Here is a 24340-nt window from a genome sequence, read left to right on the forward strand (position 1 = left end):
CTGAGTGTCATGCCCCTGACCAGCGCCGGTGCCGCCGCGGCACCGGTCCAGGCGGAACCGCAGGCCCCGCACACCGTCACCTACGACCAGTACTCCGTGCAGGTCGACGGCAAACCCCTGTACCTCTGGGGCGCCGAGTTCCACTACTTCCGCCTGCCCAGCCCCGACGCGTGGCGTGACGTACTGCAGAAGATCAAGGCGGGCGGATTCAACGCCGTCTCGCTCTACTTCGACTGGGGCTACCACTCCGCCAAGCCGGGCTCGTACGACTTCACCGGCATCCGCGACGTGGAGCGGCTGCTCGACGAGGCAGAGCGCGCGGGCCTGTACGTCATCGCCCGCCCGGGTCCGTACATCAACGCGGAGGTCTCCGGCGGCGGCATGCCCGCCTGGCGCAAGACACAGGCCGGCGTGAACCGCACCTCCGAGCCGGAGTACCTGAAGGCGGCCCGGGAGTGGATGAGCCGGATCAACCCGATCATCGCGCGGCACCAACTCACGCGCGGCACAGGCAACGTGATCCTCTATCAGGTCGAGAACGAGTACCAGGGCGGTCGCGAGGACGCCGACTACATGCAGACCCTGATCGACTGGGCCCGCGAGGACGGCATCGACGTCCCGACCTTCGTCAACGACGGCGGCGCCAACCAGAACTGGGTCAGCGGCAAGGGCGCCCCGGACATCTACGGCTTCGACGCCTACCCGCAGGGCTTCGACTGCAAGGACCCCGACACCTGGAAGAACCTGCCCGACTACTCGTACGTCAACGAGTGGAAGCCCGAGTCCCCGCTGATCATCCCGGAGGCACAGGGCGGCGCCTTCGACCCCTGGGGCGGCACCGGATACCAGGACTGCGCGAAACTCACCGGCACCGACTTCACCCGGGTGTTCAGCAAGATGAACATCGCCGCCGGGGTGAGCGGCCAGTCCTTCTACATGACGTACGGCGGCACCAACTGGGGCTGGCTCGCCGACCCCAACGCGGTCTACACGTCGTACGACTACGGGGCCCCGATCAACGAGTCCCGCCAACTGACGGAGAAGTACCAGGAGTTCAAGCGCCTCGGCTACATGGTCAACTCCGTCACCCCACTGGCACGCACCGACAAGGCCGAGGCCCCCGTCCCGTCCGACGACGCCCTGCGCATCGACCGGCGCGTCAACCCCGACGACGGCACCCAGTTCTTCACCGTCCGGCACGCCGACACCCGCGTGAAGGACAAGGACGAGACCACCCTGTCGCTGAGGGGCGCGGACGGCGACTACCCGCGCGTACCCCAGCAGGGCACGATCACCGTCGACGGCCGGGACGCCAAACTCCTCGTCGCGGGTTACGACTTGGGCGAGGACCAGCGGCTCGTCTACTCCACCTCGGAGATCATGACGCACGCCCGGATCGATGACCGGGACGTGGCGCTGCTGTACGGGCGTGCGGGCGAGGCCGGCGAGACCGTACTGCGGTACGCCGAGCGGCCCGAGGTCACCGTCCTCGACGGCGAGGTCACCACCACCTGGGACCCCGAACGCGGCGACCTGCGGCTGAACTACACCCACAAGGGCCTGGCCAGGGTCCTGGTGAACGGCATGGAACTGCTGATCGCCGACACCGCCGAGACCGCCCACTGGTGGCGGCAGGACACCGCCGCGGGCCCGGTCCTCGTACGGGGCCCGTCCCTCGTCCGTACCGCCGAACTGGCCGACGGCACCCTGAAGTTGACCGGCGATTCCACCGAGGCCGCGAAGATCGAGGTCATCGCGGACGCCGAGCAGGTGACGTGGAACGGCCGCCAGGTCGCCGTCACCCAGGCACCTCGCCCGGTCGAGCTGCCCGCGCTGACGACATGGAAGTACAAGGAGGAGGCGCCGGAGGCCGCACCCGGCTTCGACGACACCACCTGGACCACCGCCGACCGCCTCACCGCCAACAACCCGGAGCTGGCCGGGTCGCTGCCGGTCCTCGCGATGGACGAGTACGGCTATCACCACGGCAACGTCTGGTATCGCGGCCGGTTCAAGACCACGGGCCAGGCCACCGGGCTCGCGCTGAACGCCAACACCGGCCCGACCGGCCAGTACGCGGTCTGGCTCAACGGCCGCTACCTCGGCTCCTCCGGCGACGGCACGCACACCTTCGACATCCCGGCGGACACGCTGAAGGCCGCAGACAGCACAGACAACGTCCTCTCTGTCCTCGTGGAGAACGCGGGCCACAACGAGGAATGGGGCCACGACTACTCCAAGGAGCCGCGCGGCCTGCTCGGCGCCGAGGTGATCGGCGGAGCCTCCACCCTCACCTGGAAGATCCAGGGCAGCCGGGGCGGCGAGGACCCGGTCGACACCGCCCGGGGCCCGTACAACAACGGCGGGCTGTACGGCGAGCGGGCCGGTTGGTCCCTCGCCGGTTACCCCGACGGCAGCTGGAAGAGCACGACCCTCTCCGGTCAGACCGCGAAGACCGGACCCGGCGTGCGCTGGTACCGCACCTCCGCCCGGCTCGACCTGCCGCAGGGCCAGGACAACGCGATCGCACTCGATCTCGCCGAGGCCGAGGGCGGCGGCACCGGCTACCGCGCCCAGATCTTCGTGAACGGCTGGCTGATCGGCCGCTATCTGGCGGACACCGGGCCGCAGACACGGTTCGTCATCCCGCAGGGCATCCTGCGCGAGCAGGGCGGCAACACCATCGCCCTGGCAGTGTGGTCGACCGAGGCAGGTGCGGGCCCGGGTTCCGCGAAGCTCGTCGACCTCGGCGCCTCGGCGGGCGGGATCAAGGTCGGCACGGTGGCCGCGCCTTCGTACGACGCCCAGACCTACGCCATGCCGACGGCAGGCGCCCAAGTCACCGTCGACGCCGAGCCGTTCCTGAGCACCGGCACCGCCGCCAAGGTCCCCGTGACCCTCAGCGTGCCGAAGGACGCGCCGACCGCCCGGAACGTCGAGCTGGCGTTGAAGGTCCCCGACGGCTGGATCGCGACCACCGCCGACACGACCCGTTTCGCCCGGGTCCGGCCCGGCGACACGGTGACCGCGGCCTACACCGTGACCCCGCCCGGCGCCCCGGTCCACTACGCCGTCCTGTCCGCGACCGCCACGCTCGCTCAGCCCGGTCGTCCGGGCACCGTCACCGGCGTACGGGCCGTGCAGGTGCCACCGCCCGGGCTGTCCGCCGACGCCCATGTGAGCGACCTGACTCTCGTCAAGGCGGTCAACGGCTGGGGCCCGGTGGAGAAGGACGCCTCCAACGGGGAGTCCGCGGCGGGCGACGGGCGCCCTCTGAGCATCGGTGGCACCACCTACGCCAAGGGCCTCGGCGTGCACGCCAACAGCCAGATCCGGGTCTATCTCGGCGGCGGCTGCACCCGCTTCACCGCGACCGCCGGGCTGGACGACGAGGTCGGCGACAACGGCAGCGTCTCCTTCCAGGCGATCGCCGACGGCCGCTCCCTCGCCACCACCCCGGTGCTGTACGGCTCCGACAGCGGCACCGCGATCGACGTGGACGTGACCGGCGCCCGTTGGCTGGACCTGCTGGTCGACGGCGACGGCGATGTCTCCACGGACCACGCCGACTGGGCCGACGCCAAGCTGACCTGCGGTGGCGGTGCCTGATGCCCGCAGTGACACGAACCGTCCGACGCGGCTCGGCGGCGCTGGTCCTGGCCGCCCCGCTGCTCGGCACGGCGTCCCCGGCGACCGCCGCCGAAACCGGGCCGATCACCCTCGCGACGCCAGGCTACGAACTGCGCGTCACAACAGACCGGTTGGCCCTCACCACGGTGCGGGCGGGCAGGACCGTCCTGGCCACCGCCCCCGCGGCGTTCCGGTTCCGGATCGGCGCCGACTGGCACATCGTCCGGGAGGTCACCGGAAGCACCCGTGACGGCAACACCCTGCGCGTCACCGCCGCCACCGACCTGCCCGGCGTCACCGTAGATCTGCGGATCACCCTGCGCTCCGACCGGTACGACATGAACTGGTCCCTGTCGGGCGCACAGGCCGACGCGCTCAGCACGGCGTACGACCTGAACAGCGCCGGGCACTGGTACGGGCACGGCGAGAACAGCGACCAGACCGTCCAGCCGTGGCCGCTCGACTCCGGGCAACTGGTGGACACCGGGTTCAGTCCGGCCTCGTACCAGGTGGTTTCCCCCTTCTGGTACACCTCCAGTGCCACCGGGCTGCGGGCGCACACGAACGACCCGATGGACGTGCGGATCAACTCCGGTGGCAACGGGCTCGGCGAGTTCACCGTCACCGGGGACCGGCCCGCCGCCTCCACGGTGTTCGTCGAGGACACCCCCGCCGAGGTGTACCGCGACCACATCGCGCTGGTCGGCAGGCCCGAGCGCTCCGACACCTCCTACGAGCAGTACGCCACCCCGCTGTGGAACTCCTGGGCCCAGCTCTACGGCGAGCAGACCCAGGAGAACATCCTCGACTGGGCCCGCGCGCTGGCCGGCGCCGGACTGCGCGGGCACGCGGTGCAGATCGAGGAGAGCGTGATCGCCGCCGACTTCGGCGAACGCTTCCCCGATCTGCCCGCCCTGTCGGAGGAACTCGGCCGCCTCGGCTTCGACCTGGGCATGTGGACGGGCCTGTACATGCCCGAGACCGCCGCCAACTTCTCCGAAGCCGTCGACAACGGCTATCTGCTGAAGGACCCGTCCGACCCGTCCAAACCGTGCCTGTTCACCTGGTGGAACGGCCGCCAGACCGGGCTGATCGACCTGGCGAACCCGGCCGCCCGGCAGTGGTACACCGACGATCTCCGGGCGCAGACAGGCGAGTTGGGGGTCGCCGGGTTCAAGTTCGACACCGCCTTCTTCGACGACCGGTGCGCCCCCTATCCGGGGGCGACCCGCGCCGACTACGTGAAGAACGGCACCGAGCTGGCCGACGAGTTCGACCAGCAGGGGGCCGGGTTACGGGTCGCGTGGAACGCCGCGCAGTCCAAGGGCTTCGCCACGCGCACGGCCGACAAGCCGACCACCTTCGCCGGGCTGCGCCCGGCTGTCTCATCCAGCTTGGCGGTCCCGACGATCGGTTACCGTTCCTGGGCAGTGAGCAAGCGTGACCCCGCTCACCGGCACGCCCCAAACGGTCTTGGGCGCACTGGTCGTCCGCTTTCGCAACCAGGCGGCGACACGGATCCTGTCCGTGGTCCGGTCCCAGAAGGGCGGAGTCCCTCACGACCTGGCCCTTTGGATGCGGCCATAAGCGGCAGGGAGGCCCTGAACCATCACTCCGGTGGAGCAGGGGCCCCGCACGCTGACACCGCACCCGGCGTCCCAGATCGTGTCGCCACGCTACCCCGGCCCGTTCGGGACAGCGCAAGATCAAAAGCTAACGATCACACCATCGAGCTAAACCGCCCGCGTGTGCGATCGCAGGCAAGCAACCTCATCCTGTGCTCCAGAACGTGGCGTGACGTCACCAACGGCAAGGTCGTCCGCGGTCCCGTGACGCTCAAGGGATACGCGGCCCCGCTCGGGGTGACCCCGGCGTTCGTGAACCTCAAGGCCAAGGGCGCCACCAAGGCGTACCAGGCGCTCGCGCACACCGGCGCGGAACGGTAGGGGCGGCACATGCACGCGATACGCGGCAGACTCGCGGCTCTGCTCCTGGCGGTCGCCGCCGTCGTGGCGGGCACGACGGCACCCGCCGAGGCCGGCGGCCAGCAGGACGATCGGCGCGGCTGGACGGGAACTTGGGCGACGGCGGCCAGCGAGCACTACGAAGTCTCGGGGATGTCCGAGGTGACGGTACGGATGCCGGTGCACACCAGCGTCGGCGGCTCATCCGTGCGCATCCGGCTGACCAACGCCTACGCCACCGACCCGGTGACGATCGGGCACGCGACCGTGGGCCTGCGCGACGGCGGCTCCGCCGTGGCCCGCCCGTACGACCTGCGGTTCGGCGGGAAACGCGCGGTCACCATCCCGGCGGGCGGCCAGGCGGTCAGCGATCCGGTCGGACTCTCCGTGCCGGCCCTGGCCGACCTGGTGGTCAGCCTCCATCTGCCCGGCCAGGTCACGCACATCACCGATCACTGGTGGGCGCAGCAGACCGTGTACTGGACGGACTACGGGGCGGGCGACCACGCGGCCGACACCGCCGGTGACGCCTTCACTTGGACCACCACCAGCTGGCCCTTCCTCAGCGGCGTCGATGTGACCGCGCCGAGGACCGGATCGGTGGTGGCGCTCGGCGACTCGATCACCGACGGGTCCTTCTCGACGGCGGACACCAACCAGCGCTGGCCCGACCTGCTGTCCGCCCGCCTCAACGCCTGCCGGCCCGGCGCCGGCGTGCTCAACGCGGGCATCACCAGCAACCGGATCACCGCCGGGACCGCGACCAACCCCTCCGCCCTCGACCGCCTCGAACGGGACGTGCTCTCCCAGCCGGGGGCCAGGACCCTGGTCCTCTTCGAAGGCATCAACGATCTCGGCGGGGCGAGTGCCGAGCAGATCATCGCCGGGATGACGGAGATCGCGGACCGGGCGCACCAGCGCGGGATGCGGGTCGTCGGCGCCACGATCACCCCGTACAAGGACTTCACCTGGGGCGGCTGGAGCGAGGAGACGGAGGCCCGGCGGCAGCAGGTCAACGCGTTCGTGCGGGACTCGGGCGGGGTCTTCGACGACCACGCCGACTTCGACGCGGCCGTACGGGATCCGGCGGATCCGCGTCGGCTGGGTGCCGCCTACGACTCCGGTGACCACCTCCACCCCAATGACGCCGGGATGAAGGCCTTCGCCGACTCCATCGACCTGACGTCGCTCGGCCTCGGCCTCGGCCGCGGCTGTTCCTGAGGAGGACCGCAGTGCTTGGACACCGAAGACTGGCGGCCCTGGCCACGGCCATGGCGGCCGTACTGGCAGGGCTGTCGCTCCCGGCGGCGTCGCCGGCCGAGGCGGCACAGGGGAAGTGGACGGGGACCTGGGCGACCGCCCAGCACGCCGCGTACGACCCGGGCACCTCCGAGGTGACGGTACGGATTCCGGTGCGGGTGAGCGCGGGCGGTTCGAGCGTGCGCATCCGCCTGACCAATGACTTCACCACCGAGCCGGTGACGATCGGGCACGCGACGGTCGGACTTCGGGATGGCGGTTCCGCCGTCACGAAGCCGCAGCAGCTTCGGTTCGGCGGGAAGAGCGAGGTGACGATCCCGGCCGGCGAGCAGGCGGCCAGTGATCAGGTCCGGCTCACCGTGCCCGCCCGCAGCGACCTGGTCGTGAGCCTGTACTTCCCCGGCCGGCTGACCCACATCAGCCAGCACTGGATGGGCCTCCAGACCGTCTACTGGACGCCCGACGGCGGCGGCGACCACGCCTCGGACCCCGAAGGGGACGCCTTCACCAGGACCGACTCCACGTTCCCGTTCCTGACCGGTGTCGACGTACAGGGCGGTGACGCGGCGGGCGCCGTGGTGGCGCTCGGCGACTCGATCACCGACGGGGCGTCCTCCACGGCGAACGCCAACCGGCGCTGGCCCGACTACCTGGCGGGGCGGCTGGCGGTCTGCTCGTCCACCGCCGGAGTGCTGAACGAGGGCATCAGCGGCAACCGGATCACGGCCGGGACCGACGGCAACCCGTCGGCGCCGGCCCGGCTGGAACGCGACGTGCTGTCACAGCCGGGCGCCCGGACGGTGATCCTCTTCGAGGGCGTCAACGACCTCAGCTGGGGCGGCGCCACCGCCGACCAGGTGATCGACGGCATGAAGGAGATCGCCCGGCGCGTGCACGCCCGCGGTCTGCGACTGATCGGCGCGACCGTCGTCCCGTACCGCGGCTGGGGCGACTGGTGGACCGAGGCCAAGGAGGCCGACCGGCAGAAGGTCAACGCGTTCGTACGCGACGGTGGTGTCTTCGACGACTACGCCGACTTCGACAAGGCGGTACGGGACCCGGACGACCCCACCCGTTACGGCGCCGCCTTCGACTCCGGTGACCACCTGCACCCGAACGGCACCGGCATGAAGGCGTTCGCCGACGCCGTCGACCTCACCACCCTCGGGGCGGCCCGCGACTGCCCGTCGGCGCGCGTCCGGCTCACCCCGTACCAGCCGAGCCTGCAGGCCGGTGGCAAGGGTTCGGAGATCACCGCGACCGTCACCAACACCGGCCCCAGGGCGGTCACCCAGGTCAGCACGCGCCTCGATCTCCCCGACGGCTGGACCGCCGAACCGGCGGGCAGCACGCGGATCCGCTCCCTCGCCCCGGGCAACAGCGCCACCGCCACCTGGACGGTGACCCCCGCGGCCGACGCGGCCTGGGGCACCCACGAGGTCGGCGTACGCACGTCCTTCGTCCAGGACGGCCGCACACGGCACGACTCCGACAGCGTGGACGCGACGGTGACCCCCGCTCCCTCCGAGGTGCGGGCGCCGTACCTGACGACCGCCACCACCACCGAGCAGCCCCAATACGCCCAGAACGGCGACCAGTTCGCCATCTGGGCGGGCGGCCAGGACCTGTCCGGCTGGAAGGACGAGAAGGCGGCGGTCTACCTCGCCGACGCCGCGCCGCCGTCCGGCACGGTGGCCGCCCGGGTCGTCGGCCAGACCGGCAGCGGCCCCTCCGCCAAGGCGGGGATCGCCGTGGCCAACGACCTCACCGCGCCCGAGGCGGGCGGTTACGCGGTGCTCACCATGTCCGCTCAGTTCGGACTGGAGTTCCTGACCGACAGCGACGGCGACGGGAAGCTCGACACCTGGGCCGGCGGCGGCAGTTCGTACCACCCCGCCTGGCTGAAGCTCGTCCGCGACGGCACCGCCTACACCGCGTACGCGAGCTCCGACGGCACCGCCTGGCAGCAGGTCGCCACCGCCACCGTGCCGTCCGCGAGCGGCACCGGCGACGCCGGGCTGGTCGCGAGCGCCGTCAACCTCAACTACCCCGGCCAGATCACGACAGCGCTCTTCGACTCCTTCTCCTCGCACGAGTGAAAGGCACATCCATGGCAGTCGACCGCAGGCACTTCATGACCACCGCGGCCGCCCTCGGCGGCGCGGTGCTGCTCGCCCCGCCCGGAACCGCCCAGGCGCTCGCGCAGGGCGCTGTGTCCGGGGTCCCCGGCATACCCGACTACCAGCCCACCAAGGCATCCCTCGACACCCATCCCGTGCCGCGCTGGTACAAGGACGCCAAGTTCGGCATCTTCGTCCACTGGGGCATCTACTCGGTGATCGCCGGCGCGACGCCGAGAAGCGCCTCCGAGTGGTACCTGTGGTACCAGAGCACCAAGGACTCCGCCGAGTGGAAGTACCACCGTGACACCTACGGCGAGGACGTCACCTACGACGACCTGATCCCGCAGTTCAAGGCCGAGAAGTACGATCCCGACGCCTGGGTGAAGCTGTTCGAGCAGGCGGGCGCCGAGTACTTCGCGCTGACCAGCAAGCACCACGACGGATTCGCCCTCTACCCCAGCGAGGTGACGGACCGTCACTCCGTGGCGTACGGCCCGAAGCGTGACCTCGTCGGTGAGCTGATGACCGCGGCCCGCAAGCGCGGCACCGTGCGCCCGGGCCTGTACTACTCGCTCGGCGAGTACTTCAACCCGGCGATCGGCCGGCCGATGCGCAACTTCTACACCGACGAGGAAATCCCGATGACCGGCTACCAGCCGGTCGAGGACTACATAGGCGACTACGAGCTCAAGCAGCTCTACGAGATCATCGACCGCTACGACCCGGAGCTGCTGTGGGCGGACGGACAGTGGTTCCGGCCCACCGGCGAACCGCCGTGGCGCAGCGAAGAACCCCTGGCCCACTACTACAACCAGGCCAAGAACCGTAAGTACCCCAAGGGCGTGGTGATCAACGACCGGTTCGACACCCACTTCGACTTCGCGACGTACGAGCAGCGCACCAACCCCACGATGGATCCGCAGAAGTGGGAGTGCTGCATGACCATGGGCTACTCCTGGGGCTACAACAAGCACGAGCCGGACGAGGACTACAAGACCTCCGAGTTCCTGATCCGGCTGCTCGCCGACGTGGTCAGCAAGAACGGCAACCTGCTGCTCAACATCGGTCCCAGGCCGGACGGCACGATCCCCGAGATCATGCAGGAGCGGCTGCGGGACATCGGTGCCTGGCTGAAGGTCAACGGTCCGGCGATCTACGGGTCGACGCCCTGGGTGCGGGCGGAGGAGGAAGGCAGCTCGCTCGGCATCCGCTACACCGTCTCCCCGGGCAAGTTCAACATCATCGTGCTGGGGGCGCCAAGCGGCACCCTCTCGGTGCCGGGCGACATCCCCATCAGCGCCACTTCCCGGATCCGGCTGCTCGGCACGAGCGGGAGTCTGAGGTGGACCCGCGGTGACGGAAAGATCAACATCACCGTCCCGTCCTCCCTGCCCAGCGACATCGCCAACGTCTTCACCGTCGACTGGGCCCGGTGACCGGCATGGGAATCTCCGACGACACCCGGTTCGACACCCTGGGGCCCACGCTCACCGTCACCACGGAACCCGCCGAGCCGGCCGGTGGTGACACGGTCACCGCCACCGCGGTCCTCACCAACGACTGCCCCTTCCCGCTCCGCAACGCCGTGCTCCACCTGATCAACCCCGGCGCCACCACGGCGGCGAAGACCATCCCGCTCGGCGACCTGCGGCGCGGCGCCAAGACGACCCGGCGCTGGGAGACGGCGATGCCGGCCGACGTGGCCGGGAACGTGTCGTTCACCGCGCACGTGGTCTTCGACGTCGACGGCCGCAGCAGCGACTGCGCGCGGTCCGCGAAGACGGTCACGGTGCCCTACGAGCCCAACGGGGTGCGGGACCCGTACCGGACGTTCGCCACCACCGACGACGCCGAATTCGGCCAGTACGGCAGCCAGTTGGTGATCTGGGCGGGCGGCCGCGACTTCTCCGGCGGCACCGACGAGAAGGGGGGCATCCTCCTTCCCGGCTCCGCCGCCGAGTCGAGCGTGGTGCAGGTCAAGACGGTCAGCCTCACCGGCAGCGACAACCCCACCGCCAAGTACGGCATCGCCGTCGCCAACGACCTCACCGCCCCGGAGAAGGGTGGCTACGCGGTCCTCACCATGTCGAAGTCGTTCGGCCTGGAGTTCATGACCGACAGCGACGGCGACGGGCGACTCGACACCTGGGCCGGCGGCGGCGGTTCGACCCACCCCGCCTGGCTGCGCCTGGTCCGTGACGGCACCACGTACACCGCATACTCCAGCGTCAACAACGGCCTTTCCTGGAGCGAGATCGCGAGCGTGAACGTCCCCTCCGCGAGTGGCGTCATGGACGCCGGCGTGGTGGCGAGCGCCGTGAACCTCAACTATCCGGGCACGAGGGTCCAAGCCGTGTTCGACCACTTCACCGCGGAGGGGCCATGAACACCTACCGTCCCGAGCAGGACTTCCTCACCCCGCCCGTCTCGATCACCGTCGAGCCGCCCGCCCCTGAGCCCGGTCAGGCGGTGACACTGACGGCGGAGCTCACCAACACCACGCGGATCGCGCTGCGCGGCACGGTGCTGTATCTGTCCGTGGGCGGTGCCGGCCAGTCGTCCTCAGTGCTCGGCAAGGTGGCGCCCGGCAAGTCGGTGACCCGCACCTGGAAGACCAGGCTCCCCGACGAGGCCGAGGGAGTGGTCCCCTGCATCGCGCACGCGCTCTTCGACGTGCACGAGGACGGATCCGACTGCACCCGCGCGACCTCGTCGCTGAAACTGCCGTACAGGTCGCTGGCCGGTGCCTTCGACAACGCCGGCATCTCCTCCGACGACGCCACCACCATCGCAGACATCGACGGCTCGCGTTCCAGCCTGTCCGCCGAGGCGCTGGCCTCGGTCGGCCTGACTCCCGGAGCTGCGGTCACCTACGGCGGGACGACCTTCACCTGGCCGGACACCGAGCCCGGGGCCAAGGACAACGTGGTGTCCTCGGGGCAGACCGTACGGCTGTCCGGCACCGGCTCGCGGCTGGCCTTCCTTGGCACCTCCACCTGGGGCGACGGCAAGGGGCCCGGGAAGGTCGTGTACGCGGACGGCACGGAGCAGGCATTCTCCGTCGACGTCCCCGACTGGTACTGGGCGAACCCCGCGGCCGCGGTGGTCCTGCCGTACCGCAACACACCCTCGGGCCAGGACAACAACCCGGTCAGCCTCTACACCTTCGGCGTCGAGCTGGAGAACAAGGAACTGCACTCCGTCGTGCTGCCGAAGGTCAGCGACGGCCTGCCGAGCGGTGGTCCCGCTCTGCACATCTTCGCGATGACCGTCGCCTGAACCGAGTTTTGAGAGGACATCCATGACAGGCAACCAACACCTCAGCCGCAGACGCCTGCTGACCGGGGCGGCCGCGTTCGGCTCAGTGGTGCTGCTGACGCCGCCGCCAGGTGCCCATGCCGCACCAGCGGCTGCGGACGCGGTCGCGAAGCCGTTCGACACGACCCCCGCATCGGTCGCCCTGCGACGGCTGCTGCCCGACCACCACCGGCAGGTGACGCTGCGCGCGCTGGACGGCGGCAGCGCCGACCGGTTCCTCGTCACCGGTCGCGCCGGGGCGATCACCGTGGAGGGCACCAGCCCGGCGGTGCTGCTCACCGGCCTCAACACCTATCTCGCGCGGGTGGCGAAGGCCGACATCTCCTGGAACGGCGAACAGCTGAACCTCCCCAGGTCGCTGCCCGCCCCCGAAGGGGAGATCACCGGATCGGCGAACGTGCCGCACCGGTTCGCCCTCAACGACACCAACGACGGCTACACCGGCCCCTACCGGGACTGGGACGCGTGGGAGCGCGAGCTGGACGTGCTCGCGCTGCACGGCATCAACCGGGTGCTGGTCTACACCGGCGGCGACGCCGTCTACTACGACACCTTCCGGCAGTTCGGCTACTCCGACACCGAGATGCGGGCATGGATCCCGGCACCGGCCCATCAGCCGTGGTGGCTGCTGCAGAACATGTCGGGGTTCGGCGGTCCGGTGTCCCGGCGACTCATCGAGCGCAGGGCCGACCTCGCGCGGAGCATCACCGACCGGGTGCGCGAGCTGGGCATGACACCGGTGCTGCCCGGCTACTTCGGCACCGTGCCGGACGACTTCGTGGCCAAACACGGCGGGGACGCGGCCGTGGTCCCCCAGGGCGACTGGGGCGCCTTCAAACGGCCCGACTGGCTCGACCCGCGCACCACGGCCTTCGACGAGGTGTCCGCCGCCTTCTACCGGGCCCAGTCGGAGCGGTTCGGCGACAGCACGATGTACAAGATGGACCTGCTGCACGAGGGCGGCAACCCCGGTGACGTCCCGGTGGACGAGGCCGCGGCAGCCGTCGAAGGGGCGCTCCAGAAAGCCCACCCGGGCGCGATCTGGTCCATCCTGGGCTGGCAGTCCAACCCGTCCAAGGCGCTGCTCGACGGGGTCGACAAGTCCCGGATGCTGATCGTGGACGGCCTGTCCGACCGCTACACCACGGTCACCGACCGGGAGAGCGACTGGGGCGGCACCCCGTACGCCTTCGGCAGCATCTGGAACTTCGGCGGCCACACTCCGATGGGCGCCAACGCCCCGGACTGGGTGGAGCAGTACCCCAAGTGGCGTGACAAGGAAGGCAGCGCCCTCGCCGGTATCGCGGCGATGCCGGAGGCCGCCGACAACAACGCGCCCGCGCTCGCGCTCCTCACCGACCTGGCGTGGACACCCGGCACCATCGACCTCGACGACTGGTTCGCCGCGTACGCCGTGTCCCGGTACGGAGGCGAGGACCCGCACGCCGTCGCCGCCTGGAAGACGATCCGCGACACCGCGTACAACATGACCCGCAAGGACGCGTGGAGCGAGGCGCCCGACGGGCTGTTCGGTGCCCGGCCGAGCCTGGGCGCCAACAAGGCCGCCGCCTGGGGCCCGGAGGCCGACCGCTACGACACCACGGCCTTCGACGCGGCCCTCACCGAACTGCTCCAGGTCGCGCCGCGCCTGCGCGACAGCTCCGCCTACGCCTACGACCTCGCCGACGTGACCCGTCAGGTGCTGTCCAACCGCAGCCGCGTGCTGCTGCCCCGGATCAAGGCGGCGTACGAGGCCGGGGACCGGGCCGGCTTCGACCGGCTCACCAAGACCTGGCTCAGCTGGATGAAGCTGATGGACAAGGTGCTGGCCACGTCCCCGCAGCACCTGCTCGGACGGTGGCTGGCCGACGCCCGGTCCTGGGGCGGCACCCAGGCCGAGAAGGACCAACTGGAGTACGACGCACGGTCGATCATCACCACCTGGGGCGGCCGGGAGAGCAGTGAGGAAGGGCTGCACGACTACGCCAACCGGGAATGGGCGGGGCTGGTCGGCGGCCTCTACCACACGCGCTGGAAGACGTACTTCTCCGACTTGTCCGCCGCTCTCGCGGACGGCCGGGAGCCCACCGAGATCGACTGGTTCGCACTGGAGGACCGCTGGGCCCACCAGCACGACAGCTACCCGGTGAAGACGTCGGGCGACGTCCACAAGCTGGCCCGGCAGGTCCGGGACACCCTGGCCGCCAATCCGGACCAGGTGACGCTGACCGCGTCCGCCGACCGGGGCGCGGTGGCGGAGGGCCGCCCGGTCACGGTCACCCTGGCGTTCACCAACCGCAACGGCTTCGGTCCTGCGACGGACGTGACGCTGTCCCTCGACGCGCCGGAGGGCATGACCGCCGAGCCGGCCGGCACGACCACCACGGCGTCGGTCGCCCCGGGCGAGACCTTCTCGGCGACCTTCACGGTCACCCTCACCCAGGCCACCGGCGCGCTGATCTCCCGGGTACCGGTGAGCGCGTCCTACCGGAGCGGCGGCACGCGCGGCGCGGCCACGGCGTCCGTCCGTCTGATGGCGGGCACCGGAGTGGGCGAGCCCTACCGCACCGCCTCCTTCAACGACGCGGTCTTCGGCCAGTCGGGGGACGCGATCGCCATCGAGGGTGCGGGCGCCGACCTGTGGGGCGGCACCAACGAGTTCGGCACGGTCTACCGGGCCGCCGCCTTGGGGTCGTCCTCGACCGCCACGGTCAAGGTCACCTCACAGGACACCACCGGCGGCTGGGCCCGCGCCGGGCTGGTCGTCCGCGACGACCTCTCCGAGAACGACAGAGGCTCGGCCGGCTACGTCAATCTGGCGGTGACGCCGTCCAACGGCTGCGCGCTGTCCTGGGACTCCGACGGCAACGGCCAGTTCGACGCCATCGAACTGGCCGGCTCCCTGGCCGCCCCGGTGCATCTGCGGCTGACGCGCTCCGGCGACACGTACACCGGCGAGTGCAGCCGGGACGGCGTCTCCTGGACCAAGGTCGGCACCGCCACCCCGGGCGGCGTCGCCGACACCCAGGACATCGGCGTCTTCATGACGGCCGCCAACGGCTGGACCGGCACCCGCGGGATCGCCGGTTTCGAGGACTTCTCCGTCGACTGAGCGGACGAGCCGCCCTGGCCGGGGCCGCATTCCGCGGTTCCGGCTCAGCGGGGCGGCTTCCGGCAATTGGGTGGAAAGCCGGAGATACTTCGTACGGCGTCGTCGGAGTGTCCGGGACGTGTCGTGCGATGGAGGCCGCGTACGGCCGGGCAGGAGCGATGTTGATCCGCGTTCTTCTCGTCGAGGAGACAGACCTGGTGCGCGGGGCACTGGCCGCCCTGCTGTCACGTGAGGAGGACATCGAGGTGGTCGCCGGGGCACCGGGCCACGATCAGACGGTCACACGGGCGCTGTCGTACCGGCCCGACGTGGTCGTCATCGACGTCGACGGCGGTCAGGACGGGGCGCTCGGCACCTCGCAGGAGCTGGCCACCCGGCTTCCGGAGTGCCGGACCCTGCTGGTGGCCGGCTCGGCGACGCCCGATTTCCTGAGACAGGCGCTGGAGCTGCGCGTCGCAGGTCTCGTCGGCAAGAACGGCCCCTGCACCTCGGCCAGTTGCAGTGTGGCCTGCCGCGTGCCCCGGGCGCCGACGAGGACGGCGCAGGCCAGCAGGCCGAGCCGGCCGAAGCCCTCGGCGGTGCGGGCGGCGAGGAAGCCGTCGTCGACGGAACGGGCGACCAGCCAGCCGGACAGCAGCGCGGGGACGGCCTCGACCAGCGACCAGCCGGTGAGTCGTACGAACTCCCGGCGCCGCGTGCGCAGTGTGGAGCGCAGCAGGGCCCCGGGCCGCGCGCTCACCACAGGCCTCCGTCGGATTCCGGTGCAGGTGCCGGGGCCGGTGCCGGACGTACCTGCCGGCGCCGAGCCGGCCCCGAACCGTCCTCCCCGTCGCCCCCTGACGCCGGTCGGAACACCGCCCGATACCCCTCCTCCATCCACAGTTCCCGATGCGTCCCCACCCTCCGAACCCGGCCCGCGTCCAGCCAGACCACGACCTGCGCGCCGTCCGCCGTGGAGGCGCGGTGAGTCACGACGAGTCCCGCCCGGCCGGCGAGGGGCCCGGTGCCGGTCAGGGCCTGGCCGATGCGGTGCTCGGTGACGGTGTCGAGGCTGGCCGCCACGTCGTCCAGTACCAGGAGGCGGCCGTGCGGTGCGGACTGGACGAACGCGCGTGCCAGGCCGATGCGCTGGTTCTCGCCGCCGGACAGTGGCGCACCGGTGAGCCGGGTGTCGTAGCCCTCGGGCATGGTCCGGATGAAGGCGTCGGCGCGTGCCGCGGTGGCCCCCGCGCGGACCTCCGCATCCCCAGGTGCGCGCGGCCCGAATCCGATCGCGTCGGTGAGGGTCTCGCCCAGCAGCACCGGGCGTTCGAAGCCGTAGGCGAGTTCGAGGAATGCCGGCATCCTCACCCACTCCGGCACCTGGAAGGTGGGGCCGCGCACATCCGGCACCAGGCGGCCGGAGGGATGCTCCAGCGCCGGCTCCACCAACCCCTCGGCCGACACGCAGTGCCGGTCGGCGAAGCCCCCGTACCTGACGTAGAGCGGACCGGCCCCCCCAGCGCAGATCGCTGAGGATGTACGGCCCCGGCAGGCCTTCGAGGACGGTGCCCAGCTCGCCGAGCACGAGCTCGCACCGGGCCTCGTCCTCGGGATAGACGGTCACGAACTTTCCGCTGGACCCGCGGTGCGCGTACTTCGCGTTGGCGAGGAACAGGGTCTCCTTGGCCGGGAGGAACTTGAAGGCGATGCGGCGCGGGACGCAGTAGTCCCACACCGCGTCCAGGATCGTCTGCGCGTTGTCCAGGCATGCCGAGACGTGGATCTTCCAGCCCTGCGGCGGGAGGGCCGTGTCGACGGGACGGCAGACCACCCAGTCGCCGAGTTCCTCGCGCGTCCACGACGCGGGAGGCGGGCGAAGGGTTTGGTCGAAGCGGCCACGCGCCCGGCCATGGGACGGCGTGTCGTAGAAATGCGGGTCCGTGAGGCAGTACACCTCGTACCGCTTGTCCACGGCAGCCTTCAGACGGGGATGTCAGGCCGCCCTTCCGGGCTTCTCACCTCCCACGATGGCAGAGCGCGAGGGCCTGGACATCGTTCGTCTGTCACCGGCCGGATGTGAGATCCGCACGGCCCGCCTGTGCGAATCTCACGCCCCGCGCAGTCGGTCAGATCGCGTTGAGGACGTCGAGCAGCCGGGGGCTCGCGGGTGAGCCTTCGTCGGCGGGGCCCGCCGTGCGATGGAGTTCGCCGTCGATGATCTCGTAGTGGCCGATGGCCTGCAGGGGCGGCGAGTAGACGTGGACGGTGACGGCGCCGGCGTCGTGGTCCATGCGGTGGATGCCCGAGCCGGGGAAGCCGAAGGACTCTCCGGGCCCGTACCGGCGGGCGCGGCGCGGGCCGCCCACCGGCAACCCCTCCTGCCAGGCGGTCCCTTCGATCACGTGCACGCCGACACAGGAGCCCTGGTGGTCGTGGTAGCCGGTGTCGCGCGATTCCCACCAGGTGTTCAGCCACGCTTCGGAGTGCTCGTCGCGCCACAGCAGCAGATACGAGCCGGGGCCGGAGCGGTCGAGCGCGCCGGTGTCGACGAAGGCCGCCGCGCGGCGGGCCCGGTCCGCGCACTCCTGGGGCCGGAACGGGCGGTCGGACACGCCGAGTTCGGCGAGGGCGGTGGTGTCGATCGGGGTCGCGTTCATCGTCATCTCCTCGTGCAGGGTGGGCAAGGGACCGTCGATGGCCGAGTCACCGAGTCACCGAGTCGCCGAGTAGGCGTGTCCCCGGTCGTCTCCGCCAACTCGCCGGAGTACGCGCGCAGTTGAACCGCTCCGGTGAACGTTCAGCCCTTTCCGGTGAGCAGCCGTCGCGGGTTGGCGATGCGGAAGGCGTAGGCCGCGGCACCGCCCAGACCGAAGCCGGGGTGCCGCGGCGGCTCCGCATAGGGCCGGTCCGAGCCCTGGACGACGGCGTCCACACCGAGAGCGCGGACGATCGCGTCCACGGCGGTCGGCCCGTACGACGAGGTCTCGACGAACACGTCCGGGTCCGCCCCGACGTCCGCCCCGTCGCCCCGGGCGGCGAAGCGCTCCCCGTGCAGCGGGGCGAGCCCGGCCAGCAGGGCGAAGCACACCCTGAGGCGCGGATGGCGCGGCCGGCCGAAGGCGCGGAAGGCGAACCAGGCGGCGTGCATCTGCTGCACGTAGGGGACCATCGCGGGCCACCAGCCGGGTCCCCCCGACCCGCCGGGCGCGGGTCCCGGATGGACGAACAGGGGGAGGTCGCGCTCTTCGAGCAGATCGAGCAGCGGGGCACAGCGCGCGTAACCGGCCGCGTCGGCAAGGGCGTTCGCCGGGAGCTGGAGTCCGGCGAACCCCCGGTCGAGGTCCTCGGCCGTCGCGCTCGCGTCGATGTCCCGTACACAGGCGGCGGCCCAGACCCCGAACGGTTCGGGGAGGGCGGCCGCGCCCTCGTGATAGGCGTCGAGCAGGGGCCGCGCCTCGGCCGAGGGCAGCCACTCCACGCCGATCGGGGCGGACAGCGAGACGAGCACCCGTCCCAGGCCGTCGGCGGCGGCGAGATCCGTACGCCGGGTGAGGTCGTGGTCGGCGGGAGGGATCTCGTAGGGCGGCTCACCGTCCAGGAACAGGGTCCAGTCGTCCAGGAACGGCGGTTCCCGGCGGGACCGCAGGGCCGTCACCAGCGAATGGGTCCACAGATGCTGATGTACGTCGACGTTGGTCATGACGCTCCTCCCACCAAGGCGCGCAGCGCGCTCCGGACGTCGTCGGATCCCAGGATGTCGCGGTTCACCACCTCCACGTCCACCCCGCAGGGCCGGTCGTCGTCCAGGCGGGGCACGATCGCCCGGATCGCGTGGTGCAGCAGACGAGGTCCTCGCCCCAGTGCGGACGGTTCGGCCAGGTCCACGGCCTGCGCGGCGACCACGGCCTCGACCGCGAGCAGCTGCCGCAGCCGGGTGAGCATCGCCATCAGCCGCCGGGCTCCGAGGGCCGCATTGGTCGAGTCGTCCTCGACGGCGTCCGCGCCGTGGCGGGGATCGGTGCTCACCGGTGCGGACAGCATGCGGATCTCGGCGACGAGGGCCTGCGCCGTCTTGGCCAGCGGTGCGAAGCCGGAGCGTTCCGGACCGTACGGCGAGAGGTTCGCGGGCAGTCCGCTGACGGCGGGGTCGAGCAGCCGGCGCATCCGCTCGGCGGAGATCGCGGCGGTCTGTGTCAGGGCCAGCGCGAGGGTGTCGAAGGCGAGGGCCAGGGCCGGGGTGTGGAAGTTGCCGGACGAGAGGATCTCGCCGGTGTCGGCCAGGACCACCGGGTTGTCGCCGCAGCCGTTGAGCTCCGGGTGGAGCGCGTCGTCGGCGAAGTCCAGCGCGGCGTGCAGTGCCCCGTGCACCTGGGCCGAGCAGCGCAGGCTGACGGGGTCCTGGACCCGCCGCGCGTGCCGGGGGTCGCCCAGCTCACCGCCGTCCAGCAGGGCGAGCAGCTCGCCCGCCGCGCGGGACTGCCCGGGGGAGGGGCGCAGGTCCAGCACCCGGGGGTCGAGCGGGCTCGTGTTCGCCCGGAAGCCCTCGTAGGTCAGCGCGGTGACCGCCTGGGCCAGCGTGAGCACGGCGGCCGCCTCGTGCAGGGCGAGAGCGCCCTGTCCGGCCGCCAGCGGGCTCGCGCTGCACAGCACGTGCCCGTCCCTCGGACCCAGCTCGGCCGGGGCGAGACCGGCCCGCCGCAGTGCCGCGGTGCCGTCGTGCACCTCACCGGCGAACTCGGCGCTGCCCTCCCCGATGACGACCAGCCCGACATGGGCCATCTGGCACAGGTCGGAGGCGCCGATCGACCCCACCTCGGGGATCACCGGATGAACCCGCGCGTTGAGCATGGCCACGAGCAGCCGCGGGATCGTGGGCCGCACTCCGCTGCCGCCGCCCGCGATGCCGTTGACGCGGGCCAGGAGGGCGGCGCGTACGACCGGGACCGGCAGCGGTGCGCCGACCGCGTTGGCCCGGCCCCGGACCGTACGGACGCTGAACGCGTCGAGTTCGTCGCGGGGGAGTGCGTACGACGAGCGGGTGCCGAGGCCCGTCGTGAGGCCGTACGTCGGCACCTGGCGGTCGACGATGTCGTCCACGACGGCCCGGTCACGCTCCAGCCGGGGGAGCACCTCGTCCGCGAGCACCACCTGGGCGTCGTGGTGGGCGACGGCGACGACCTCGGCGTAGGACAGTGTCCGCCCGTCGACGACGACCCCGGTCACGAGAACCGCAGCTTCTGGCCGAGGCCGCGCTCTTCGGCCTTCTTGAGCAGGGCGGCGCCCAGCGCGATGTCGGAGAGCGAGAGTCCGCGGTGCCAGAACAGGTTCGTCTCGTCGGCGCTCTCCCGGCCGGGCTTGCGGCCGGCGACGATCTCGCCCAACTCGCCGTGCAGACCGGCCTCGTCGAGTCTGCCGGAGTCGACGTGCGCGCGCAGGGCGCCGAACGGTCCGGCGTGCGCCTGGCCCCAGTCGTCGACGACGATCTTGTCCATGATGTCCGTGAGGGTGATCTCGACCGCGCTGTTCGTTCCGTAGGGCACGACCAGGGCGCCGGGGGCGATCCACTCGGTCTTCAGCAGCGGCTGGGGACGTTCGAGTCGGGACGCCTCCACCACGATGTCCGCACCCTCCACGCAGGTCTTCCAGTCCTCGGTCACGATCACGGGCTTGCCGAGCTCCCGCTCCAACCGCTCGGCGAAGGCCTCGCGGCTCTCGGGGCGGCGCGAGTGGACGCGTATCTCGGTGAGGTCGAAGATCCGGTCGAGCAGGCGGACGTTCCAGTACGAGGTGGCGCGGGCGCCGATGTGCCCGAGCACCTTGGCATCCGGGCGGGCCAGGTGACGCGCCCCCAGCGCGGTGAGGGCACCGGTGCGCATCTCGGTGATGGCGGTGGCGTCGAGCACGGCCACCGGCATGCCGGTGCGCGGGTCGAACAGGTTGAGCAGGGCCATCTCGGAGGGCAACCCGGTCCTGTAGTTGTCCACGTAGTCACCCACGATCTTGACGCCGGCCAGGGCGAGCGGGGCGACATAGCCGCGCAGGACGTTGAAGTGGCCGTTGAACGCGGGATCGGGCATCAGGTGGACCCGGGGTTCGACGACCGTCTCGCCGAGGCCCTGGGCGCGCAGCCCTTCCTCGACGGCGTCGAGGATCTCGATGTCGGTCGGCTCGAGCTGTTCGATGTCCGAGCCGTTCAGGAAGGTGAACCAGACCGGTTTCATGGATGTCTCCCTACGTCTGATCTGGCTGATTCTGAAGGGCGCATACGCCGCAGACCGGGACTTTTCCGGACACCTCTGGTCCGATTTCGTATGAACGTAACGTCGCGTTTACAGCCGGGCATTGACCGCCATTCAGTCACCCGTAACTCTGCATGAACATATGCAGCCGGGTAAGGGGCAGTCTTGATCAGATTCGACGCGGTGAGCAAAAACTATCCGAACGGCACCACGGCCGTGGACGAGCTGTCCCTGGAACTGGCCGAGGGTGGCATCACGGTCCTGGTCGGTCCCTCCGGCTGCGGCAAGACGACGACGCTGCGCATGATCAACCGCATGGTGGAGCCGACGGCCGGCACGGTCAGCCTGCGCGGCCGGGACATCCGGGAGGTCCACGCCCCCGAACTGCGCCGGGGGATCGGGTACGTCATCCAGCACGCGGGACTGTTCCCGCACCGCACCATCCTCGACAACATCGCGACCGTGCCGCTGCTGCTCGGCTGGAGCCGCAAGAAGGCGCGGGCGCGGGCGGCGGAGCTGCTCGAACTGGTGGGACTGCCGTCCGAGATGGCCAAGCGCTACCCGAACCAGCTCTCCGGCGGGCAGCAGCAGCGCGTCGGAGTCGCCAGGGCGCTGGGGGCCGACCCGCCGGTGCTGCTGATGGACGAGCCGTTCAGCGCGGTCGACCCGATCGTCCGGGCGGAGCTGCAGGCGGAGTTCATCCGGCTGCAGAAGGAGCTCCACAAGACGATCGTGTTCGTCACCCACGACATCGACGAGGCGATCAAGCTCGGCGACAACATCGCCGTGTTCCGGACCGGCGGCAAGCTCGCCCAGTTCGACACACCCGAGCGGCTGCTCGCCCATCCCGCCGACGACTTCGTGGCCGGCTTCGTCGGGCAGGACCGGGGCATTCGCCGGCTGTCCTTCGTCAAGGCGGCCGAGGTGCCGCTGCGCGACGGTCCGGTGCTGCCCGAGACCTCTCCCGTGGCGCGGGCCCGGACGGTGGACGAGCCCTGGGTGCTCGTCGTCGACGAGGCCCGCCGGCCGCTCGGCTGGGCCGCGGTCGCCGGGTTGCCGGACACCGGCACGCTCGCGGACGCGCCTCTGACGCCGCTCGGCCACACGTTCAGCCTCGTGGGCGACTCGGCGCGGGCCGCCCTCGACGCGGCACTCCTGTCGCCGTCCCGGCTCGCGGTCGGCGTGGACGCGCAAGGCGCGGTCGTCGGAGTCGCGGACGCGTACGAGCTGTCCGCCGTGATGGCCGCCGCGGAAGCAGTCGCCGCCGAAGCCGTCGCCGCCGAAGCGGCCGCGGGCGACGCGGGCGCCGACGCACCGGGCGGTGGTGAACGATGAGCGACGGTGAGCCGCTGGTCCGCTGGGACTGGATAGCCGACCATGCCGGCGAGCTGGCCGACTACACCGGTGTCCATCTGCGCCTGGGCCTGCTGCCGGTGGTGTTCGGCCTGATCATCTCGGTGCCTCTCGGCATCCTGTGTCATCGCTGGAGATGGCTGTACCCGCCGGTCCTGACCGTGGCCAACATCCTGTACTCGATTCCGTCACTCGCCCTGTTCATGATCTTCGTCCGGTACACGGGGCTGACCGAACGCACGGTGATGATCCCGCTGACGCTCTACACGCTGTCGGTCCTGGTGCCCAATGTCGTCGACGGGCTGGCCTCGGTCCCCGAACCGGTCCGGCTCGCCGCCACCGCCATGGGCTTCGGCCCGATCCGCAGTGTCGTCCAGGTCGAACTGCCCATCGCCGTACCCGTCGTCATCGCCGGCGTACGCGTCGCCGCCGTCTCGTCCATCAGCCTCGTCGCCGTCGGACAGCTCATCGGACAGGGCGGTCTCGGCTACTACATCACCCGGGGCCTCCAACTCGACTTCCCGACCCCGATCGTCACCGCGATCGTGCTGATCATGCTGCTCGCCCTCGCCACCGACGCCCTGCTGGTCCTGGCCCAGCGGTTGCTCACCCCCTGGTCCCGGAACAAGGTGACGGCCGCATGAACGATCTCCTGAACCAGATCCGGCTCGTGGCGGACTGGCTGACGTCCTCGAAGCAGTGGCACGGTGACGACGGCATCCCCCATCGGCTCCTGGAACACCTGACCTACAGCGGCCTGTCGCTCCTGTTCGCCGCCCTGATCGGGCTGACGTTCGGACTGCTCGTCGGACACACCGGCCGCGGGGCCTTCGCCGTGGCCAGCGTCGCCAACCTGGCGCGGGCGGTCCCCACCTTCGGCCTGGTGGTCCTCGTCGTCACGCTCGCCGGGCTCAGCACCACGCCCGTCCTGGTCGCCCTGGTCGCGCTCGCCATCCCGCCGATCCTCATCAACACCTTCGAGGGAGTCCGCGGTGTGGACCCCGACACCCGGGACGCCGCGCGCGGAGTCGGCATGACCGAGTGGGAGGTCCTGGTACGGGTGGAGGTGCCGATGGCGCTCCCGCTGATCCTCCTCGGACTACGGGTCGCCGCGATCCAGGTCGTGGCCACCGCGACCGTCGCGGCCTATCCCGGTCTCGGCGGCCTGGGCCGCTTCATCGTCGACGGACTCTCCCGCAACGACTACGAACTGGTCATCGGCGGCTCCACCGTCGTCGTCGTCCTGGCGCTCGTCGTCCAGATCCTCTTCACCGCGCTGCGGCGCTTCGTCGTCTCGCCGGGCCTGCGGGTCTCGGCGTCCAGAACCTGAGTTCTTGAGCCCCCGGGCACTGAGAAAGG

Annotated in this window: 17 protein-coding genes and 1 pseudogene; 11 read left to right on the forward strand and 7 right to left on the reverse strand. The window is 71.0% G+C overall.

Annotated features, from left to right (window positions below; all coding sequences use genetic code 11):
• Window positions 1-9: 9 nt before the first annotated feature.
• The 8 genes from OG252_RS43280 to OG252_RS43315 are packed head-to-tail and all read left to right on the forward strand — an operon-like array spanning window position 10 to window position 15407.
• Window positions 10-3609, forward strand: a complete 3600-nt coding sequence (locus tag OG252_RS43280) for a beta-galactosidase (protein ID WP_329343046.1) — start codon at window positions 10-12, stop codon at window positions 3607-3609.
• An 8-nt stretch (window positions 3610-3617) separates the two neighbouring features.
• Complete coding sequence (locus OG252_RS43285) at window positions 3618-5576, forward strand: TIM-barrel domain-containing protein (protein WP_329343048.1); 1959 nt, start codon at window positions 3618-3620, stop codon at window positions 5574-5576.
• Between the two features lie 9 nt (window positions 5577-5585).
• On the forward strand, window positions 5586-6815 hold the full coding sequence (locus OG252_RS43290) for an SGNH/GDSL hydrolase family protein (protein WP_329343050.1): 1230 nt from the start codon (window positions 5586-5588) through the stop codon (window positions 6813-6815).
• An 11-nt stretch (window positions 6816-6826) separates the two neighbouring features.
• A complete protein-coding gene (locus tag OG252_RS43295) occupies window positions 6827-8953 on the forward strand; it encodes a GDSL-type esterase/lipase family protein (RefSeq protein WP_329343052.1) in 2127 nt (708 codons plus the stop codon).
• A gap of 11 nt (window positions 8954-8964) precedes the next feature.
• Window positions 8965-10413: an alpha-L-fucosidase gene (locus OG252_RS43300; RefSeq protein WP_329343054.1), complete on the forward strand. Its 1449-nt coding sequence runs from the start codon at window positions 8965-8967 to the stop codon at window positions 10411-10413.
• 5 nt (window positions 10414-10418) lie between these two features.
• The gene (locus OG252_RS43305; RefSeq protein WP_329345350.1) at window positions 10419-11363 is read left to right on the forward strand and encodes a hypothetical protein; all 945 of its coding nucleotides are present in this window, start codon (window positions 10419-10421) and stop codon (window positions 11361-11363) included.
• Entirely contained in the window at window positions 11360-12256 is an 897-nt protein-coding gene (locus OG252_RS43310) for a beta-glucosidase (protein WP_266444374.1), read from the forward strand. The genes OG252_RS43305 and OG252_RS43310 overlap by 4 nt, the downstream gene beginning before the upstream one ends.
• Before the next feature lie 22 nt (window positions 12257-12278).
• Entirely contained in the window at window positions 12279-15407 is a 3129-nt protein-coding gene (locus OG252_RS43315; RefSeq protein ID WP_329343057.1) for an alpha-N-acetylglucosaminidase TIM-barrel domain-containing protein, read from the forward strand.
• 334 nt (window positions 15408-15741) lie between these two features.
• On the opposite strand, the gene OG252_RS43320 is transcribed toward OG252_RS43315, so the two are convergent.
• The 7 genes and pseudogenes from OG252_RS43320 to OG252_RS43345 form a co-directional block, all read right to left on the reverse strand.
• Window positions 15742-16146 carry a hypothetical protein gene (locus OG252_RS43320; RefSeq protein ID WP_329343059.1) on the reverse strand — a complete coding sequence of 135 codons (405 nt, stop codon included), beginning with the start codon at window positions 16144-16146 and terminating at the stop codon, window positions 15742-15744.
• On the reverse strand, window positions 16143-16853 hold the full coding sequence (locus tag OG252_RS43325; RefSeq protein WP_329343061.1) for a class III lanthionine synthetase LanKC N-terminal domain-containing protein: 711 nt from the start codon (window positions 16851-16853) through the stop codon (window positions 16143-16145). Before OG252_RS43325 ends, OG252_RS43320 begins: the two co-directional genes overlap by 4 nt.
• A gap of 109 nt (window positions 16854-16962) precedes the next feature.
• Window positions 16963-17361 (reverse strand): annotated as a pseudogene (locus OG252_RS52445) (class III lanthionine synthetase LanKC N-terminal domain-containing protein); the annotation flags it as partial.
• A gap of 154 nt (window positions 17362-17515) precedes the next feature.
• Window positions 17516-18046, reverse strand: coding sequence for a hypothetical protein (locus OG252_RS43330; RefSeq protein ID WP_329343063.1), 531 nt, complete (start codon window positions 18044-18046; stop codon window positions 17516-17518).
• Between the two features lie 140 nt (window positions 18047-18186).
• On the reverse strand, window positions 18187-19089 hold the full coding sequence (locus OG252_RS43335; RefSeq protein WP_266444386.1) for an amidohydrolase family protein: 903 nt from the start codon (window positions 19087-19089) through the stop codon (window positions 18187-18189).
• Window positions 19086-20612 carry an HAL/PAL/TAL family ammonia-lyase gene (locus OG252_RS43340; RefSeq protein WP_329343066.1) on the reverse strand — a complete coding sequence of 509 codons (1527 nt, stop codon included), beginning with the start codon at window positions 20610-20612 and terminating at the stop codon, window positions 19086-19088. The genes OG252_RS43335 and OG252_RS43340 overlap by 4 nt, the downstream gene beginning before the upstream one ends.
• Entirely contained in the window at window positions 20609-21610 is a 1002-nt protein-coding gene (locus OG252_RS43345; RefSeq protein ID WP_329343068.1) for an ornithine cyclodeaminase family protein, read from the reverse strand. Before OG252_RS43345 ends, OG252_RS43340 begins: the two co-directional genes overlap by 4 nt.
• Window positions 21611-21793: 183 nt before the next feature.
• Between OG252_RS43345 and OG252_RS43350 the strand changes: the two genes are divergently transcribed.
• Genes OG252_RS43350 through OG252_RS43360 form a run of 3 tightly spaced genes read left to right on the forward strand, consistent with a single transcriptional unit; the run spans window position 21794 to window position 24311 of the window.
• Window positions 21794-22963: an ABC transporter ATP-binding protein gene (locus tag OG252_RS43350; protein ID WP_329343070.1), complete on the forward strand. Its 1170-nt coding sequence runs from the start codon at window positions 21794-21796 to the stop codon at window positions 22961-22963.
• Window positions 22960-23625 (forward strand): ABC transporter permease, encoded by a 666-nt coding sequence (locus OG252_RS43355; RefSeq protein ID WP_307673038.1) that lies wholly within the window; start codon window positions 22960-22962, stop codon window positions 23623-23625. Before OG252_RS43350 ends, OG252_RS43355 begins: the two co-directional genes overlap by 4 nt.
• Window positions 23622-24311: an ABC transporter permease gene (locus tag OG252_RS43360; RefSeq protein WP_266444400.1), complete on the forward strand. Its 690-nt coding sequence runs from the start codon at window positions 23622-23624 to the stop codon at window positions 24309-24311. The genes OG252_RS43355 and OG252_RS43360 overlap by 4 nt, the downstream gene beginning before the upstream one ends.
• Window positions 24312-24340: the final 29 nt, after the last annotated feature.

This window comes from Streptomyces sp. NBC_01352, assembly GCF_036237295.1.
In the GTDB taxonomy this organism is placed as follows: domain Bacteria; phylum Actinomycetota; class Actinomycetes; order Streptomycetales; family Streptomycetaceae; genus Streptomyces; species Streptomyces plumbiresistens.

What these genes read in the sequence shown, in the direction of transcription:
- OG252_RS43280 (WP_329343046.1), top strand. Translation starts at nt 10, where the DNA reads ATGCCCCTGACCAGCGCCGGTGCCGCCGCGGCACCGGTCCAGGCGGAA.
- OG252_RS43290 (WP_329343050.1), top strand. Translation starts at nt 5,586, where the DNA reads ATGCACGCGATACGCGGCAGACTCGCGGCTCTGCTCCTGGCGGTCGCC.
- OG252_RS43300 (WP_329343054.1), top strand. Translation starts at nt 8,965, where the DNA reads ATGGCAGTCGACCGCAGGCACTTCATGACCACCGCGGCCGCCCTCGGC.
- OG252_RS43305 (WP_329345350.1), top strand. Translation starts at nt 10,419, where the DNA reads ATGGGAATCTCCGACGACACCCGGTTCGACACCCTGGGGCCCACGCTC.
- OG252_RS43310 (WP_266444374.1), top strand. Translation starts at nt 11,360, where the DNA reads ATGAACACCTACCGTCCCGAGCAGGACTTCCTCACCCCGCCCGTCTCG.
- OG252_RS43315 (WP_329343057.1), top strand. Translation starts at nt 12,279, where the DNA reads ATGACAGGCAACCAACACCTCAGCCGCAGACGCCTGCTGACCGGGGCG.
- OG252_RS43330 (WP_329343063.1), bottom strand. Translation starts at nt 18,046, where the DNA reads ATGAACGCGACCCCGATCGACACCACCGCCCTCGCCGAACTCGGCGTG.
- OG252_RS43335 (WP_266444386.1), bottom strand. Translation starts at nt 19,089, where the DNA reads ATGACCAACGTCGACGTACATCAGCATCTGTGGACCCATTCGCTGGTG.
- OG252_RS43345 (WP_329343068.1), bottom strand. Translation starts at nt 21,610, where the DNA reads ATGAAACCGGTCTGGTTCACCTTCCTGAACGGCTCGGACATCGAACAG.
- OG252_RS43355 (WP_307673038.1), top strand. Translation starts at nt 22,960, where the DNA reads ATGAGCGACGGTGAGCCGCTGGTCCGCTGGGACTGGATAGCCGACCAT.
- OG252_RS43360 (WP_266444400.1), top strand. Translation starts at nt 23,622, where the DNA reads ATGAACGATCTCCTGAACCAGATCCGGCTCGTGGCGGACTGGCTGACG.